At 64.7% G+C, this 16,056-nt stretch carries 16 protein-coding genes; 6 read left to right on the forward strand and 10 right to left on the reverse strand.

Annotated features, from left to right (window positions below; genetic code table 11):
* Window positions 1–58 precede the first annotated feature (58 nt).
* From JQC81_RS10630 to JQC81_RS10650, 5 genes are all read left to right on the forward strand, one after another.
* On the forward strand, window positions 59–1,312 hold the full coding sequence (locus JQC81_RS10630; protein ID WP_203271793.1) for a URC4/urg3 family protein: 1,254 nt from the start codon (window positions 59–61) through the stop codon (window positions 1,310–1,312).
* Window positions 1,313–1,348: 36 nt separating this feature from the next.
* Window positions 1,349–1,978, forward strand: a complete 630-nt coding sequence (gene upp, locus JQC81_RS10635) for a uracil phosphoribosyltransferase (RefSeq protein WP_203271857.1) — start codon at window positions 1,349–1,351, stop codon at window positions 1,976–1,978.
* Window positions 1,979–2,026: 48 nt separating this feature from the next.
* Window positions 2,027–2,929 carry a 2-dehydro-3-deoxygalactonokinase gene (locus JQC81_RS10640; RefSeq protein WP_203271794.1) on the forward strand — a complete coding sequence of 301 codons (903 nt, stop codon included), beginning with the start codon at window positions 2,027–2,029 and terminating at the stop codon, window positions 2,927–2,929.
* Window positions 2,930–3,253: 324 nt separating this feature from the next.
* Complete coding sequence (locus JQC81_RS10645) at window positions 3,254–4,636, forward strand: leucyl aminopeptidase family protein (protein ID WP_203271795.1); 1,383 nt, start codon at window positions 3,254–3,256, stop codon at window positions 4,634–4,636.
* Between the two features lie 63 nt (window positions 4,637–4,699).
* Window positions 4,700–5,551 carry a C40 family peptidase gene (locus tag JQC81_RS10650; protein WP_203271796.1) on the forward strand — a complete coding sequence of 284 codons (852 nt, stop codon included), beginning with the start codon at window positions 4,700–4,702 and terminating at the stop codon, window positions 5,549–5,551.
* A 151-nt stretch (window positions 5,552–5,702) separates the two neighbouring features.
* Here the strand turns inward: JQC81_RS10650 and JQC81_RS10655 are convergent, their stop codons facing one another.
* The 10 genes from JQC81_RS10655 to JQC81_RS10700 form a co-directional block, all read right to left on the reverse strand.
* On the reverse strand, window positions 5,703–6,644 hold the full coding sequence (locus JQC81_RS10655) for a 2-hydroxyacid dehydrogenase (protein WP_203271797.1): 942 nt from the start codon (window positions 6,642–6,644) through the stop codon (window positions 5,703–5,705).
* Window positions 6,641–7,963: a thymidine phosphorylase gene (gene deoA, locus JQC81_RS10660; RefSeq protein WP_203271798.1), complete on the reverse strand. Its 1,323-nt coding sequence runs from the start codon at window positions 7,961–7,963 to the stop codon at window positions 6,641–6,643. The genes JQC81_RS10655 and deoA overlap by 4 nt, the downstream gene beginning before the upstream one ends.
* Window position 7,964: 1 nt before the next feature.
* On the reverse strand, window positions 7,965–8,726 hold the full coding sequence (gene deoC / locus JQC81_RS10665; protein WP_203271799.1) for a deoxyribose-phosphate aldolase: 762 nt from the start codon (window positions 8,724–8,726) through the stop codon (window positions 7,965–7,967).
* Window positions 8,719–9,540, reverse strand: a complete 822-nt coding sequence (locus tag JQC81_RS10670) for a purine-nucleoside phosphorylase (protein ID WP_281400250.1) — start codon at window positions 9,538–9,540, stop codon at window positions 8,719–8,721. The genes deoC and JQC81_RS10670 overlap by 8 nt, the downstream gene beginning before the upstream one ends.
* 45 nt (window positions 9,541–9,585) lie before the next feature.
* Window positions 9,586–9,990 carry a cytidine deaminase gene (locus JQC81_RS10675; RefSeq protein WP_203271800.1) on the reverse strand — a complete coding sequence of 135 codons (405 nt, stop codon included), beginning with the start codon at window positions 9,988–9,990 and terminating at the stop codon, window positions 9,586–9,588.
* Window positions 9,991–9,992: 2 nt separating this feature from the next.
* Complete coding sequence (locus JQC81_RS10680; RefSeq protein WP_203271801.1) at window positions 9,993–10,898, reverse strand: ABC transporter permease; 906 nt, start codon at window positions 10,896–10,898, stop codon at window positions 9,993–9,995.
* 4 nt (window positions 10,899–10,902) lie between these two features.
* A complete protein-coding gene (locus JQC81_RS10685) occupies window positions 10,903–12,006 on the reverse strand; it encodes an ABC transporter permease (RefSeq protein ID WP_203271802.1) in 1,104 nt (367 codons plus the stop codon).
* 3 nt (window positions 12,007–12,009) lie between these two features.
* Window positions 12,010–12,438, reverse strand: coding sequence for a VOC family protein (locus JQC81_RS10690; protein WP_203271803.1), 429 nt, complete (start codon window positions 12,436–12,438; stop codon window positions 12,010–12,012).
* Window positions 12,438–13,961, reverse strand: a complete 1,524-nt coding sequence (locus JQC81_RS10695) for an ABC transporter ATP-binding protein (RefSeq protein WP_203271804.1) — start codon at window positions 13,959–13,961, stop codon at window positions 12,438–12,440. The genes JQC81_RS10690 and JQC81_RS10695 overlap by 1 nt, the downstream gene beginning before the upstream one ends.
* A gap of 125 nt (window positions 13,962–14,086) precedes the next feature.
* Window positions 14,087–15,091 (reverse strand): BMP family lipoprotein, encoded by a 1,005-nt coding sequence (locus JQC81_RS10700; protein WP_203271805.1) that lies wholly within the window; start codon window positions 15,089–15,091, stop codon window positions 14,087–14,089.
* Window positions 15,092–15,243: 152 nt separating this feature from the next.
* Between JQC81_RS10700 and JQC81_RS10705 the strand changes: the two genes are divergently transcribed.
* Window positions 15,244–16,020, forward strand: coding sequence for a HesA/MoeB/ThiF family protein (locus JQC81_RS10705; RefSeq protein WP_203271806.1), 777 nt, complete (start codon window positions 15,244–15,246; stop codon window positions 16,018–16,020).
* Window positions 16,021–16,056: the final 36 nt, after the last annotated feature.

Consider the following 16,056-nt stretch of genomic DNA (forward strand, 5'->3'; position numbering starts at 1 on the left):
GATGTGTTACCTCAAGTCTGTGCTATCGCATCACCGCCGGAGATCATCGGAGTCCTGAGTGACCGACCAGCCTGACCTGTCGCCCGACACCAAAGCCGCCAAAAACCTTCTCTCCGCTGCGGCGGTGCGGGAGCGGTCGCACCAGCTTCTGCAGGCGGGTCTCGAAGGCCGCCTTCAGCACTTCACGGTCGATCTCGGTCGTCTCGACGCTTGCGCGGACGAGGTCGTGCGGACGATCCGCACGGCCTATCCATCCCTCGACATCCCCTTCCACGCCCGCTGGCGCCACTTCGCCGCCGGAGGGCATGAGCGCTGGGGCGCGGTGATGCACGGCGCCCCCTGGGAGAAAGTCGCCGAAATGGCGCGATCCGCCTTCGACCTCGCCATCGTGTCCGTGCTGCTCGATGCAGGCGCCGGCGCGCAATGGCGCTACGAGGAAGGGCGCACGGGCGAAACCTATATCCGCTCTGAAGGACTTGCGGTGGCAAGCTTCGACATGTTCGTGAGCGGCGCTTTCTCCAGCCGTCCGGAGGATCCGTTCCGCGTCGATGCGGACGTGCTGATGACGCTCACGCCCGAGGATTTGGCTGAAGGATTCCAGGTCTCGGCCGACAACCCGCTGGTGGGTCTTGAAGGCCGCGCCGCGCTCCTCAACCGTCTCGGGCGCGTCGTCGCAACGAACCCGGACATCTTCGGACAGGTGGACGATCCGCGCCCCGGCGGCCTCTTCGACGTCATCGCCGCAGCCGCCGAGGGCGAGCGCATCAAGGCAACGGCGATCCTCGAGGCGCTGCTGACCCATCTTGGCCCCATCTGGCCCGGCCGCATCACGCTTGGCGGCGTCGATCTCGGCGACACGTGGCGCCATCCGCTGGTCGAGGCGCCGGATGCCACGAAGGGACTCATTCCCTTCCACAAGCTGTCGCAGTGGCTCTCGTATTCGCTCATCGAGCCGCTCGAATGGGCGGGCTTTTCCGTGGTCGAGATCGATGGCCTCACGGGCCTGCCGGAATACCGCAACGGCGGGCTGTTCCTCGACACCGGCGTGATTGCCCTGAAGGATCAGGCGGATGCGAGCCGCGCCCATGCGGTGGATTCGCAGATCGTGGTGGAATGGCGGGCCTTGACGGTCGCCCTTCTCGACCGCATTGCCGAACCCATCCGGGCGAAGCTAGGATTCGCCGCAGAGGACTTTCCCCTGGCCAAGGCGCTCGAAGGCGGCACCTGGGCCACGGGACGGCGACTGGCGAAAGAGAAGCGCGGCGATGGCTCGCCGCCTCTCAGCGTGACCAGTGACGGGACGGTGTTTTAAATGAATCAGCAGACGACGATCAAAGAGGGAAGAAACATGCAGGGCGTCACCGTGGTCGATCATCCGCTGGTTCAGCACAAGCTGACCCTGATGCGGGACAAGCAGCGCTCCACGAAGGGCTTCCGCCAACTCCTCAACGAGATCGGCATGCTCCTCTGCTACGAGGTCACCCGTGACCTGCCCATCGAGCGCATCGAGATCGAAACACCGATGACCAGGATGGAAGGCGCGCAGATCGCCGGCAAGAAGCTGGTGCTGGCTCCCATCCTGCGCGCCGGCGTCGGCTTTCTCGACGGCATGCTCACCCTCGTGCCGGCAGCGCGCGTGGCGCATATCGGACTCTACCGAGATCCGGAATCGCTCCAGGCGGTGGAATACTACTTCAAGGCACCGTCGGATCTTGCCGACCGCATGGTGCTGGTGCTCGACCCGATGCTCGCCACCGCCAACTCGGCCGTGGCCGCCATCGAGCGCCTGAAGGAGCGCGGCGCGAAGGACCTGCGCTTCGTCTGCCTTCTTGCCGCCCCTGAAGGCATCGAGCGGCTGCGCAGCGCGCATCCGGACGTGCATATCTGGACCGCCGCCATCGACGAGCGCCTGAACGACCACGGCTATATCGTTCCGGGTCTGGGCGATGCCGGCGACCGCATGTACGGAACGCGCTAGAGCCTGCGCGACTTATCCCCTCAACGCTCACAACAGGGGTTTCCAGCCTTGCGCTTCATCGTCGCCGACTGGGGAACGACCCGCTTTCGCGGCTACCTGATCGAGAACGAAACTGTCCTCGATCAGGTCTCGTCGGACGAGGGCGTCTCGGCCCTGCAAAAGGGGCAACATCGCGACGTTTTCCTGCGCCAATGCGGGCGCTGGCTCCAGGCCGAGCCCGACGCACCGGTGCTGCTCGTCGGCATGGTGGGCAGCCGCGAGGGATGGGTCGAGGCGCCCTACGCCACCTGCCCGGCGGGTCCGGCGGAAATCGCCCGGGCGCTCGTGCCAGTGGACCTGGAGAACGACCGCAAGGGCCACATCATCCCGGGCCTGTTCTGCGAGCCGGCTCCCGGAGCTGCTGACGTGATGCGCGGCGAGGAAACGCTGGTGATGGGCGCTGGCGTCGAGGATGGGCTGATCTGCTCGGCCGGCACGCATCCCAAATGGATCCTGATGAAGAACGGGCGCATCGAGCGCTTCGCCACCTACATGACCGGCGAGATGTATGCGCTGCTGCGTGAGCATTCCATGATCGGCCGTCCGGCGACGCAGCCCGAGGACCCAAAAGGGTTCGATCTCGGGCTCGATGCCGCCGAGCGCAACGCCGGCGAGGCCCGCGTCGGTCTGCTGCATCTTCTCTTCAGCGCCCGTGCCTCGGTCGTGTCCAACCGCATGCACAGCAGCCTTCTCGCGCCCTACCTGTCAGGCCTGCTCACGGGCGACGAGATCAACGGCGCGCTGGCGCAGTTCGGACGGCCAGACTCCGTGACCATTCTGGCCGCGCCCGAGCGCGCGGAACTCTACGTCCATGCGCTCAAGCGCCACGGCATCAGAGCGGAGATCAGGGATACACAGCAGGCGCTGATCGCAGGTCTCGCGCGGATCGTGCGGCAGCATGCATTGGGCTAAGAGATACAGGCGTCATCCGGACGAAGCATAGCGCAGATCCGGGATTGGGTTCAGGATAAGGCACTGTCATTCCGGGGCCGCGCAGCGGAGCCCGGAATCCATAAACACGGCATCTCAGGAAGTGGCGAGCAGCGTCACGCTTTATCCTGCACCGGCAGCGGTTATGGATCCCCGCCTGCGTGGGGATGACAGCGTCGAGCTACCCGCGTTTCATCCTGTCAGCGATCCCGGATCTCCGCTGACGCTGCGTCCGGGATGACACGCACTCCATTCGCCCTTAAGACTCACCCGAACCCTCGTCCTTGAACGTTAAGGTCAAGCCTCATGCCCCACCCTCTCCTCGCCTCCGCGAATGAAGCCTCGAAGCCCATCTGGCTCGTCACGGAGCAGACATGGCCCGAGATCGCCGGGGGCCTGCCGTCACTGGCGCAGGGCTTTGCGAAGGCGCAAGGGTTTGCAGGCAAGGCCGGAAGCCATTGTCTGCTGCCGGATGAGAATGGTGAGCTTCACGGTGTTGCCTTCGGCGTCAACGGCGCGGACGCCAAGCACAGCGATCCGTTCCTCCCCGGCAAGCTTTCCACGCTGCTGCCGGAAGGCGTTTATCGTTTCGAGACCGAAGCCGCGAACCCGACGCTCGCCACGCTCGCTTGGCTGCTCGGCACCTACAGCTTTGGCCGGTACCGCAAGCGCAACGAAAAGGCTGTTCGCCTGGTGGTGCCGAACGGCATCGATGGGGACGACGTGGCGCGCATCGCAAATGCTGTCGTCACAGGCCGCGACCTCGTCAATACGCCCACCAACGATCTCGGGCCCGACGGCATCGAAGCGGCGGCGCGCCAGCTGGCCGACCGCCATGGCGCCTCCTTCACCAGCATCGTCGGCGATGATCTGCTGAAGCAGAATTTCCCGATGATCCACGCGGTGGGCCGCGCCTCCATCACGCCGCCGCGCCTCATCGACTTCACCTGGGGTGATGCGAGCGCTCCACGTGTTACCCTCGTCGGTAAGGGCGTTGCCTTCGATACGGGCGGCCTCGACATTAAGCCCGCCTCCTCCATGCTGCTCATGCGCAAGGATATGGGCGGCGCGGCAGCCACCCTGGCGCTGGCCGACATGATCATGGGCGCCAAGCTCCCCGTGCGCCTGCGCGTGCTGATCCCTGCCGTGGAGAACGCAATCTCCAGCAACGCCTTCCGCCCCGGCGACATCCTGCCGAGCCGCAAGGGCATCTCGGTGGAGATCGGCAATACGGATGCGGAAGGACGCCTGATCCTGGCCGATGCCCTCGCCCTCGCCGACGAGGAGAGCCCCGATCTCCTCGTTGACTTCGCCACGCTCACCGGTGCGGCCCGCGTGGCGCTCGGCCCCGAGTTGCCGCCCTTCTACACCGACGACGATGCGTTGGCTGCCGACATCGCTCGGCACGGTGCAGCGGAGAACGATCCTGTCTGGCGCCTGCCGCTCTGGTATCCCTATCAAGCTCAACTCGACTCGAAGTTCGCCGACATGAACAACACCGGCGGGCCCATGGGCGGCTCGATCACTGCGGCCCTGTTCCTGCGCCGCTTCGTGGAGGCCGCGAAGTCCCATGTGCATTTCGACATCTTCGCCTGGAACAATGCCACCAAGCCGGGACGCCCTGAAGGCGGCGAGGTCCAGGCGGCGCGCCTGATGTATGCTCTCCTGAAAGAGCGCTATGGCGCCTGAGCCGCTGGCGTTTCGGCGCCGAAGCGACTAGGAGATTTGGTTACAGACCAAGGAGTTGCCCCGATGAGTTTCGACCGTCGCATCACGCCCGTCCGCACGGATCTCGCCGATGAGAGTCTGCGCGGGCAGGTCGAGGCAGAACGGTTCACAACCGGCACGGTGAAGCGCCTCGTCACCACCTTCTCCGCTCTGCACCGCCACCCCTCACTGGAGGCGCCCGTGGACACGCAGGCGATCTTCGGGGAAAGCGTGACCGTCTATGACGAGCACGAGGGCTGGGCCTGGGTGCAGCTGCACGACGACGGCTATGTGGGCTACCTGCCCAGCGAAGCTTTGGGCGAAGCCGGAACGGAGCCGACCCACAAGGTGCGGGCGATCCGCACCTTCATCTATCCGGGTCCGAACCTGAAGCTTCCTTACCAGAGCTACCTCACCCTGAACTCCAAAGTTTCGGTGATGGAAACGGAAGGCGACTATGCACAGCTTGCCACCGGCGGCTGGGTCTTCGCCGCGCATCTGAGCGGCCTCGATGCATTCGAGGCTGATTACGTCACTGTTGCCGAGCGCTTCCTGCACACGCCTTATCTCTGGGGCGGCAAGACAAGCCTCGGCATCGACTGCTCGGGGCTTGCACAGACTGCATTGACAGCAGTCGGCATCAAGGCACCGCGCGACAGCGATATGCAGGAGCACGGGCTTGGCACGCCGGTTGAAGTGAGGTCGGATTTGAGCGGGCTCAAGCGCGGCGATCTCGTGTTCTGGAAGGGCCATGTGGGCTTGATGATGGACGAGACGAACTTCATCCACGCCACCGGCCACAGCATGACCGTGATGATCGAGCCGCTTGCAGTCGCCGAAGAACGCATCCGCCTCAGGAGCTATGGTCCGATCAGCGCGATCAAGCGGCTGGGCTAGCTTGCCCTGTCATTCCGGGGCGAGCGGAGCGAGAGCCCGGAATCCATAACCGCTGACAATACAGGATGGGGTGAAGCGCCTTTTCGACAGACGTCGTGTTTATGGATTCCGGGCTCGGCCTATGGCCGCCCCGGAATGACAGAGTAGCGCTTCAATACCCCCGCTGCTTGTCCACCACAGCCTCGAACGGCTCTCCCGCCTCATGGCGGCGGATCTGCTGCGCGATGTAGCGTGCCGTTGCATCCGGCTCGCTGGTCGCCGAGTTGTGCGGCGTCACCGTCACATGCGGGTGGGTCCAGAGCGGTGAGTCCTCCGGCAACGGCTCTGTCTCGAACACGTCGAGGGTCGCGGCCCTCAAAGTGCCGTCGTCGAGGCAGGCGAGGATATCCGCCTCCACCTGCAGCTTGCCGCGTCCCGCATTGATCAGGATCGGTCCGCCGAGCCTGCCGTCGCGAGCAAGCTTTTCGAACAGGGAGCGGTTGAGCATGCCCTGTGTGTCGGGCGTGAGCGGCATGAGCGCGATGAGGATATCCGTGCGGTTCAGGAACGGCGTCAGCTCCTCCTCGCCCGCATAGATCTGGAAGCCTTCCACATCCTTTGGCGTGCGGCTCCAGCCGGCTACATCGAAGCCCATCATTTTGAGCTTACGGGCGGAGTCCTGCCCCAGAACGCCAAAGCCCATGATGCCGACGCGCACGTCGCCGGCAATCGGCGGAGCGCGATCCGGCTTCCAGCGTTTCGCCTTCTGGTCTTCGTCGAAGCGGCGCTGGTCGCGCAGGTACATGAGGCAGTGCAGCACCATGTATTCGCTCATGCGATGGGTGAGATCGTCCTGCGCCACGCGCACGATGGGCACATCCGGCAGGTCGGGATAGCTCATCAGGTGATCGACACCGGCACCGAGGGAGAAGAGCGCTTCGAGATTGGGCAATCCGGAAAGACTCCCCGGCTTCGGACCCCAGGTCGCCACATAGCGAACAGCGCTCCTGTCGAAATCCTCGCCGAGCACGACAATGTCGCGATCGGGCAGGAGCCGCCTGAAGCGCTCGACCCAGGGCTGCGTCTGCCACGTGACGGCAACGAGAAGGCTCATGCCGTTGCTCCTATCCGCTCGAGAATGCTTGGACCCGAAGCAGCCTTTGCATCACCAAGCGCATAAGCAGCACGCACGGCGTGGGCGGCTGCTTCGGCTGCGTCTTCATTGCGCGCATGCACTATGGCAAGCGGACGCGAGGCATCCACCGTTTCACCGATGGCGGCGAGATCCGTGAGGCCGACCGCATGATCGATGGGATCCTGCGGCCTCGTGCGGCCACCGCCGAGCGCCACGACGGCCACGCCCACATCGCGCGTGGCGATGCTCTGCACGATACCTGGGCGATCCGCATGAACAGGGCGAACGATGGGCGCGGCCTGCAGATGCTTCTCGTGATTATCGAGGAAGTCGGCGGGGCCGCCGAGAGCAGACACCATGTGCTGGAAGACCTCGGCGGCTTTGCCCGATGCAATTGCATGCTCGATCATCACGCGAGCTTCATCGATTCCGGCCGCAAGCTTGCCGAGCACCAGCATCTCGGCGGAGAGCTCCACGGTCACTTCATGGAAACGCTTCTCGCGGCGGCGGCCCGTGAGGTAATCGACGGCATACGCCATCTCGACCGCATTGCCGGCGGCAGATGCGAGCGGTTCGTCCATGTCGGTGAGCAGCGCGCTGGTGGGCAGGCCTGCGCCGTTGGCGACGAGGACCAGGCTTTCGGCGAGCTTTCGCGCATCCTCCGCATTGTCCATGAAGGCGCCGGAGCCGAACTTCACGTCCATCACGAGGCCCTGGAGGCCGGCAGAGAGCTTCTTCGACAAGATCGAGGCGGTGATGAGATCGATCGACTCCACCGTCGCCGTCACGTCGCGGATCGCATAGAGGCGCTTGTCGGCGGGCGCGAGATCCGCCGTCTGGCCGATGATCGCGCAGCCCACCTCGCGCGTGACACGGCGGAACGTGTTGAGATCGGGTTGCGTGACATAGCCCGGAATGGAATCGAACTTGTCCAGCGTGCCGCCGGTGTGGCCGAGGCCGCGCCCGGAGATCATCGGCACATAGCCGCCGCAGGCAGCGACCGCCGGGCCGAGCGCGAGGCTCACCGTGTCGCCGACACCGCCCGTGGAATGCTTGTCGAGCACCGGCCCCGGCAGGTCCCAGGCGAGCACCGTTCCCGAATTCATCATGGCACGGGTGAGCGCCACGCGCTCCGGCACGGAGAGGCCGCGAAAGAAGATCGCCATGGCGAAGGAGGCAGCCTGGCCCTCGGTCACGCGGCCTGCGGTCATTCCTTCGATAAACTGCTCGATGTGCTCCGCATCGAGGGTGCCGCCGTCGCGTTTGCGTCGGATGATTTCCTGCGGAAGAAGACTCATGTCAGTAGGCTCCGGTGGCCGCGATGCCTTCACGTCCTTCGGTCGCTGCAATCAGCGCGTCATAGACGCTGCTTGCGCCGATGCGGAAGGTGCGCGGCGTGGCCCAGCCGGGCCCCATGATGCGGTCGGCAAGATCGAGATAGATTTTCGCATCGTCCAGCGTGCGGATGCCGCCGGAAGGTTTGATGCCGACTGGGCGGCTCGAAGCCTTGATGGCCCTGAGCATGATCTCGGCCGCCTCCGGCGTGGCAGACACGGGTGTCTTGCCGGTGGAGGTCTTGATGAAGTCCGCATTGGACTCGATGGCGATGAGGCTTGCTGTCTCAATCAACTTCGGATCCTTGAGCTCGCCGGTCTCCAGGATCACCTTCAGCAGGCGGTCACCATCGACGAGCTCGCGCACCGCATCCACCATCTCCTTGGCAGCCCCGAGATCGGCGCGTCGCACGGCATTGTAGGGCAGCACGAGATCGATCTCGTGGGCACCGTCGGAGAGCGCCTCCTGCGTGTCGTCCGCGACACGGCTCACGTCCTCGCCACCGGCCGGGAAATTGACCACCGTGGCAATGCGCACGGAGGAACCCTTCAGATTCTCCTGCGCGCGCTTCACGAATTGCGGCCACACGCACACGGCCGCCACCGGCCCGCGCGGATCGAGGGCCTTCTTGCACAGGGCATCGATGGCCTGGTCGGTGCAGGTATCTGTCAGGTCGGTGAGATCGAGGCTGCGCAGGGCGCGCACGGCAATGTCCGCATCAGACATGAGAGAACTCCGCAATGAAGGACCGAACGAGACGCTTGAACTTCTCGGACGCTTCCGCCGCCGTGTCCTTGGTTTCCTGGTGCGAGGGCGACGCGCCTTCTATGCCAGCCGCGAGATTGGTAACGACCGAAATGGCAGCGACCTTCAGACCATAATAACGCGCGAGGATCACCTCCGGCACGGTCGACATGCCCACGAGATCGCCGCCGAGGATCTGCACCATCTTGATCTCGGCCGGCGTTTCGAAGCTTGGGCCCGACAACCAGGCATAGACTCCCTCCGGCACATCGATGCCGGTCTTCTGCGCCGCGCGCTGCAGCGTCTGGCGCAGGCCCTCGTCATAGGCGCCCGTCAACGAGACAAAGCGGCCTTCGGTATGATCGCGCAGCAGCGGATTGGCGCCGGACAGATTGAGGTGATCGCTGATCGCCACAAGGCTGCCGGGGCGGATATCGGCGCGCACGGAACCGGCGGCGTTGGTGGCAACCAGCACCGGGACGTCAAGCTCCTTCACGAAGGCCACGGGAATGCGCATGGCGCCCGCATCGCCCGTCTCATAGTAGTGCGCGCGGCCTTGGAACAGCAGAACGCGCTTGCCTTCAAGTGTGCCGGCCACCAGCTTGCCCGCATGGCCGGAGACGCCGCTCTTCGGGAAATGCGGGATTTCCGCGTAAGGCAAGCTCACCGCGTCGCTGACCTCGTCCACCAGGGTGCCGAGGCCCGTGCCGAGCACGAACGCTGCATCGAAGTGGCCATCGAAGCCGCGGCTGCGCACGAAGGCCGCCGCCTCTTGAATCATCTGCTGCATCGTCATCTCAGGCCTGACGTGCAGGCCTCCCTTTCATCAAAGCAAAACGCTTTACCGATCCGTCAAATTGTCGGGGCCGAAGGAGAAGGGCAACAGCTCGTCGAGCGTGAAGCTCTTGCGGATGCCTTCAGGACCGGCAATGTGAATCGGCGTGTCAGGCGAGGCGAACTCGCGAATGCGCTGGCGGCAGCCGCCGCAGGGTGTGACGAGGTTCTCACCCTCCCCCATCACGACGATCTGCGCGATGCGGCTCCCGCCACCGGCGATCATGGCCGAGACGGCACCGGCCTCCGCACAGGACCCTACCGGGTAGGCAGCGTTCTCCACGTTGCAACCTGTGAAAACCTGGCCATCCACCGTAAGAATAGCGGCGCCGACCTTGAAGCGGGAATACGGCGTATAGGCCTTGGCCTGGATCGCCCTGGCCGCCTCGAACAGGGTATCGAGCGATGCCATGCTCAGCGCTCCTTCACATAAGGCATGCCGGATGCGCGCGGCGGAATCGCCTTGCCGATCACGCCGGCGAGCAGGATGACGGTCATGAGATAGGGCATGGCCTGAATGGCCTGCACCGGCACCTCGCCGATTCCGGGCAGCGACAGCCCCTGCAGCTGGTTGGCACTGGCATCAAGCAGGCCGAAGAGGAAGCAGGCGCCAAGCGCCGGCCACGCCCGCCACTTGGCGAAGATGAGCGCCGCGAGCGCGATGAAGCCGCGACCTGCCGTCATGTTGGGCAGGAAGCCTGCCGCCTGTCCGACCGACAGATAGGCGCCCGCGAACCCGCACAGGATTCCGGCGATGATGACGGCGGTGTAGCGCAAGCCCGTCACTGAGATGCCGGCGGTGTCGACCGCAGCCGGATTCTCGCCGACGGCCCGCAGGCGAAGCCCGAAGCGGGTGCGGCCGAGAACGAACCATGTGACCGGCACGGCGAGGAGGACGATATAAACGAGAGCCGAATGGCCGAAGAGCACGCTGCCGAAGCGCTGATCGCCTTCCAGCGGCGGCGTGCGCCCGCCCTGCGCGTACCAAGCATTGCCGACAATGGCGGTGAGGCCTGCGGCCAGCATGTTGATGGCAACGCCGGAGACGATCTGGTTGCCGCGCTGGCTGATGGAAGCGAAGCCGTGAACGAGCCCGATAGCCACGGAGGCTATGATGCCGAGCAAGAGGCCGGCCCAGGCGGAGCCGAATGCATAGGCACCGGCAGCACCAGCAAAAGCCGCCACCAGCATCTTGCCCTCAAGGCCGATATCCACCACGCCCGAGCGCTCGGACCAGAGGCCGGCAAGGCAGGCGGCGAGAAGCGGAATCGAGAGCCGCAGAGCCGAGTCAAAAATCGTGACGAGAATGCCGAGATCCATGGCGTCACACCCTCGCCAGTTTCTGACGCGCGAACAGATGCGCCACCAGACGCCGGAACAATCCGTCCAATGCGCCTGCGAACAGGATGATGATGCCGCCGATCACCACCACCATGTCGCGGGTGATGGCCGGCTGCTCGAAGGCAAGTTCCGCACCGCCCTGGTAGAGAATGCCGAACAGCAGCGAGGCCAGGATGATGCCGGCCGGATGCGCGCGGCCCATGAGCGCCACCGCGATGCCGACGAAGCCGTAGCCTGAGGTGAACTCGAGCAGGAGGCGGTGCTGATAGCCCATGAGTTCGTTGACCGCGAGCCCGCCCGCCAACGCGCCGGAGATCACCATGGCGATGATGATGATCCGCGCCGGTGAAATGCCGGCATAAACCGCGGCGCTCGGGTTCGAGCCGACGACGCGGATCGCATAGCCGAGGCGCGAACGGTAGATGAGGAGCCAGACGAAATAAGCAGCAGCCAGCGCCAGCACCAGCGTGAGGTTAAGCTGCGAATTCGGGATCTCGATGCCGAAGGCGCCAAAGACGTCGTGCATGAACGGGATGTAGGACTGCTCCGGGAAGGCGCGCGTTTCCGGGTTCATGGATTGCGGCTCGCGCAGCACGTTCACGAGCAGGTAGACGATCAGCACGCTGGCAAGCCAGTTGAACATGATCGTGGTGATGACGATGTGGCTGCCGCGTTTGGCCTGCAGGTAACCCGGAATGGCAGCCCAGAGAGCGCCGAAGGCCGCAGCACCCAGGATGCCGAGCGGGATGAGCAGGAAGCCCGGCAGGAAGGTGAGGTTGTTGAGCACCAGCGCAATGCCGAGACCTGCCAGCGTCGCCTGTCCCTCGCCGCCGATGTTGAACAGGCCAGCATGATAGGCGACCGCAACCGCCAGGCCGACGAAGATGAAGTCTGTCATGTAGAACAGGGTGAAGCCGAGCCCCTCCCCGGTGCCGAGACTGCCCTGAAGCAGCCAGCGGGTGGCCGTCAGCGGATTCTCACCGATGGCGAGCACAACGAGGCCGGCGACGAGAAAAGCCGCCACAACGGAGATGGCGGGCACGAGAACCGTATCGGCCCATCTGGGCAGGTCGAGAGGAGCACTCACGTCTTAAGCATCCGGCAGGAACATGTGGCCCTGCTCATCGAGAGGAAAGGATGGATTCCAGGCGACTTCCCAGAGATGTCCGTCAGGATCGGCGAAATAGCCCGAGTAGCCGCCCCAGAAAACATCCTGCAGCGGCTTGACCTGTTTTGCGCCCGCCGTCACGGCCAGGGCATAAACCTCGTCGGCTTCCTCCCTGGAGCGGGCATTGTAGGCGAGGGTGATGGCTGCGAAGCCGGTGGGCTTGTCCTCGACACCAGCATCCTTGGCGAGGTCGGCGCGCCCGAAGAGGGCGAGTGCCAATCCGTTTGCCTGATAAAACGCGACGCTGGGCTGGCTGGCGGAGGACGCCTTCCAGCCCCAGGCCTCATAGAAGGCGCGGGATTTCGCGAGATCGGCCACGCCCAGCGTGACGAGGGTCAGGCGCGGCTGCATCACGCGGCCTCGTCCACGACGCCGGCCATGAGCAGACCGAGTTCCTGCTCGTTGGTCAGAGACGCTTTGCGCTCGCCCGTGATCTTGCCGCCGCACATGGTGAGGATGCGATCGGAGAGATTCATGATCTCGTCCAATTCGACGGAAACGAGCAGGATGCCGACGCCCGCATCGCGCAGGGCGATCAGGCGGCGATGGATGAACTCGATGGCCCCGATATCGACGCCGCGGGTCGGCTGTCCGACAAGCAGCACCTTCGGGTTGCGTTCGATCTCGCGCGCCAGCACGATCTTCTGCTGGTTGCCACCGGAGAACTTCGACGATTTCAGCCGCGGCGCGGGTGGGCGCACATCGTACTGCTCCATCTTTTTCGCAAGATCTTCGACCAGACGGTCGTGATCGAGGATGGGTCCACGGCCGAGATGCGGCTCGTGGCTGAAGCCGAGAATGGCGCTCTCGAAGGCCGGGAATGCAGGGACAAGCCCTGTGCGCAGACGATCCTCCGGCACGTGCAGCAGGCCAAGCTGGCGCATGCTGTGCGGGTTATGCTCGCTCGAATGAATGGCCTTTCCTTCGAGGCGGATCGAGCCGAGCACCGGCTGGCGCATGCCCGCAATGGCTTCCAGCAATTCGCTCTGTCCGTTGCCGGCCACACCCGCGATGCCGACGATCTCGCCGGCGCGTACGGTGAAAGAGGCATTGGCCACGCGCAGAACGCCGCGGCTATCGACGACGGACAGGTTCTCGACCTCGAGCAGCGGAGCGCCGGGAGTCTTCTCGGCTTTCTCGACGCGCAGGAGCACGCGCCGTCCCACCATCAGCTCGGCCAGTTCAGGCGGCGAGGTGTTGGCCGTCTCGACAGTGGCTACCATCTCGCCACGCCGCATGACGGAGACGCGATCCGTGATCGCCATGATCTCGCGCAGCTTGTGGGTGATGAGGATGACGGTCTTCCCCTGCTCCTTCAGGGAGCGCAGCAGGCCGAACAGCGCATCGGCCTCCGGCGGCGTGAGCACGGCCGTGGGCTCGTCGAGAATGAGGATGTCCGCACCGCGATAAAGGGCCTTCAAAATCTCGACGCGCTGCTGCAGACCGACGGACAGATCGCCCACCGTGGCATCCACGTCGATCTCGAGCCCATAATCCTTTGCCAGCCTTGCCAGTTCCGCGCGCACCTTGGCCTCGCCGGCCCGCAGCATGGCGCCGCCTTCGGCGCCGAGCATCACGTTCTCGACCACGCTCAGGGGCTCCACCAGCATGAAGTGCTGGTGCACCATGCCGATACCGGCACAGATCGCATCGATGGGCGAGCGGATGGCGATGGGATTGCCGTTGACCCGGACCTCGCCGGAATCGGCCTCGTAGAAGCCGTACAGGATCGACATGAGCGTCGACTTGCCTGCGCCGTTCTCGCCGACGATGCCGTGGATGGTGCCGCGCGCGACGGAGAGGTTCACGTCCTTGTTGGCGTGAACGGCGCCGAAGCTCTTGTTGATGGCAATGAGTTCAATGGCGGGGGACATCGGCCTCAAGGTGGTTGTCCAGCAGGGAAAACGCGCCGGATCTTATCGGAAAACGCAACGATCTAAAAACGGAAACGGCCGCAGGCTCTCTTCCGAGGCGCCTGCGGCCGGTCTGATGCGTCAGATTACATCGGGCACTTGGAGTCCGACATGTAGTCGTGGACCTTGATGGCGCCGGACTTGATGTCGGCGGCGGCCTTGTCGGCGGCAGCCTTCATCTCGGCGGTGACGAGCGACTTGTTGTTGTCGTCGAGCGCCCAGGCCACGCCGTCTTCCTTGAGACCGAGCACCGAAACGCCGGCCTTGAAGGTGCCCTTCTTGGCCTGATCGAAGGCGTTGTAAGTAGCCACATCCACGCGCTTGACCATGGAGGTCAGGATCTTGCCCGGATGCATGCCGTTCTGGTTCGAGTCGACGCCGATGCCGAGCTTGCCAGCATCCGCAGCAGCGCGCATTACGCCCACGCCCGTGCCGCCGGCCGCATGGTAGATCACGTCGGCGCCGCGATCGATCTGGCCCTTGGCGAGCTCGCCGCCCTTCACCGGATCGTTCCAAGCCGCGCCCGTGGTGCCGGTCATGTTCTGGAACACCTCGGCGTCCTTCTTGGCGTACTTGACGCCCTGGACGTAGCCGCAGGCGAACTTGCGGATGAGCGGGATGTCCATGCCGCCCACGAAGCCGACCTTGTTGGTCTTGGAGGCCTGGGCCGCCAAGAGGCCGACAAGGAACGAGCCCTCATGCTCCTTGAACACGACGGACTGCACGTTCGGCTTCTCGACCACGGCGTCGATGATGGCGAACTGGGTCTTCGGGAACTCCTCGGCGACCTTCTTCAGCGCGGTCTCCTGGGAGAAGCCCACGGCCAGGATCGGCGAGAAGCCGTCGCGGGCGAAGCGGCGCAGGGCCTGCTCGCGCTGGGCGTCGTTCTGCGGCTCGAAATCGCGGTAGTCGGTGCCCGTGTCCCTCTTGTACTTCTCGGCGCCGGTATGAACGCCCTCGTTGAAGGACTTGTCGAATTTGCCGCCGAGATCGTAGACGATCGCGGGCTTGAAGGCAGGAGCCTGGGCGAAGGCGAAGGAGGCGGAGAAGGCGAGGCCCGCGAGTGCGAGGCCAAACTTGGTAACTGTCATCGGCTTAGTTCCCTGTTAGACGCCGGCTTTTTGCCGGTTGCCCCATGACGATGGCACGGCAAGGGTCACAACGCCAAGGCCTCTGTCAAGGCGGCATGTTATTTCCTTCACGGAATGGTTGATAGCCATGGCCATTCCCGTAAGGTCACAGTATGTCCTTGAGCCCTGACGAAATCGACCGCTATGCCCGCCACCTCGTTCTCCGGGACGTGGGCGGACCGGGGCAGCAGAAGCTTAAAAGTGCTCGCGTTCTCGTGATCGGCGCCGGAGGCCTGGGTGCCCCCCTGATCCAGTATCTTGCGGCCGCTGGGATCGGCACCATCGGCATCGTGGATGACGATACGGTCAGCCTCTCAAACCTGCAGCGGCAGGTGATCCATGGAACTCCCGATCTCGGCCGCCCCAAGGTGGCGAGCGCCACGGATGCGGTCAGGCGGCTCAATCCGCATGTGGCGGTCGAGACCCATGCCGCCCGCCTGATGCCGGAGAATGCGCGGGGGCTGGTCGGCCGTTACGATATCGTCGCCGACGGCTCGGACAACTTCGAAACGCGCTATGCAGTCTCCGATGCCTGCTTTTTCGAGAAGAAGCCCCTGGTGACGGCGGCTCTGGGCCAGTTCGACGCCTCGCTCACCACGATCCGGGCGCATGAGAGCGAACCGGACGGCCGGCCGAACCCCACCTACCGCTGCCTCTTCCCCTCTCCGCCTCCCCCGGGCGCAATCCCCACCTGTGCAGAGGCCGGCGTCCTTGGAGCGCTCGCGGGTGTCATGGGGAGCCTGATGGCCATGGAGGTGATCCGGGAGATCGTCGGTTTCGGCGAGAGCCTCGTGGGGCGGCTGCTGATGGTCGATGCGCGCGCGATGCGGTTCGATACGGTGCGCTACGGGTGGGATGAGGCGAATCCGTTGAGTGGAACGTCTCGATAAACCCTCTCCCCTTTGCGGGAGAGGGGCTGTGCTCGA

This window comes from Microvirga arabica (assembly GCF_016811235.1).
Classification (GTDB): domain Bacteria; phylum Pseudomonadota; class Alphaproteobacteria; order Rhizobiales; family Beijerinckiaceae; genus Microvirga; species Microvirga arabica.

Bases quoted from the DNA above. Each gene is read 5' to 3' on its own strand.
- upp (WP_203271857.1), top strand. From the start codon at position 1,349: ATGCAGGGCGTCACCGTGGTCGATCATCCGCTGGTTCAGCACAAGCTG.
- JQC81_RS10645 (WP_203271795.1), top strand. From the start codon at position 3,254: ATGCCCCACCCTCTCCTCGCCTCCGCGAATGAAGCCTCGAAGCCCATC.
- JQC81_RS10650 (WP_203271796.1), top strand. From the start codon at position 4,700: ATGAGTTTCGACCGTCGCATCACGCCCGTCCGCACGGATCTCGCCGAT.
- JQC81_RS10655 (WP_203271797.1), bottom strand. From the start codon at position 6,644: ATGAGCCTTCTCGTTGCCGTCACGTGGCAGACGCAGCCCTGGGTCGAG.
- deoA (WP_203271798.1), bottom strand. From the start codon at position 7,963: ATGAGTCTTCTTCCGCAGGAAATCATCCGACGCAAACGCGACGGCGGC.
- deoC (WP_203271799.1), bottom strand. From the start codon at position 8,726: ATGTCTGATGCGGACATTGCCGTGCGCGCCCTGCGCAGCCTCGATCTC.
- JQC81_RS10670 (WP_281400250.1), bottom strand. From the start codon at position 9,540: ATGACGATGCAGCAGATGATTCAAGAGGCGGCGGCCTTCGTGCGCAGC.
- JQC81_RS10675 (WP_203271800.1), bottom strand. From the start codon at position 9,990: ATGGCATCGCTCGATACCCTGTTCGAGGCGGCCAGGGCGATCCAGGCC.
- JQC81_RS10680 (WP_203271801.1), bottom strand. From the start codon at position 10,898: ATGGATCTCGGCATTCTCGTCACGATTTTTGACTCGGCTCTGCGGCTC.
- JQC81_RS10690 (WP_203271803.1), bottom strand. From the start codon at position 12,438: ATGCAGCCGCGCCTGACCCTCGTCACGCTGGGCGTGGCCGATCTCGCG.
- JQC81_RS10695 (WP_203271804.1), bottom strand. From the start codon at position 13,961: ATGTCCCCCGCCATTGAACTCATTGCCATCAACAAGAGCTTCGGCGCC.
- JQC81_RS10700 (WP_203271805.1), bottom strand. From the start codon at position 15,091: ATGACAGTTACCAAGTTTGGCCTCGCACTCGCGGGCCTCGCCTTCTCC.
- JQC81_RS10705 (WP_203271806.1), top strand. From the start codon at position 15,244: ATGTCCTTGAGCCCTGACGAAATCGACCGCTATGCCCGCCACCTCGTT.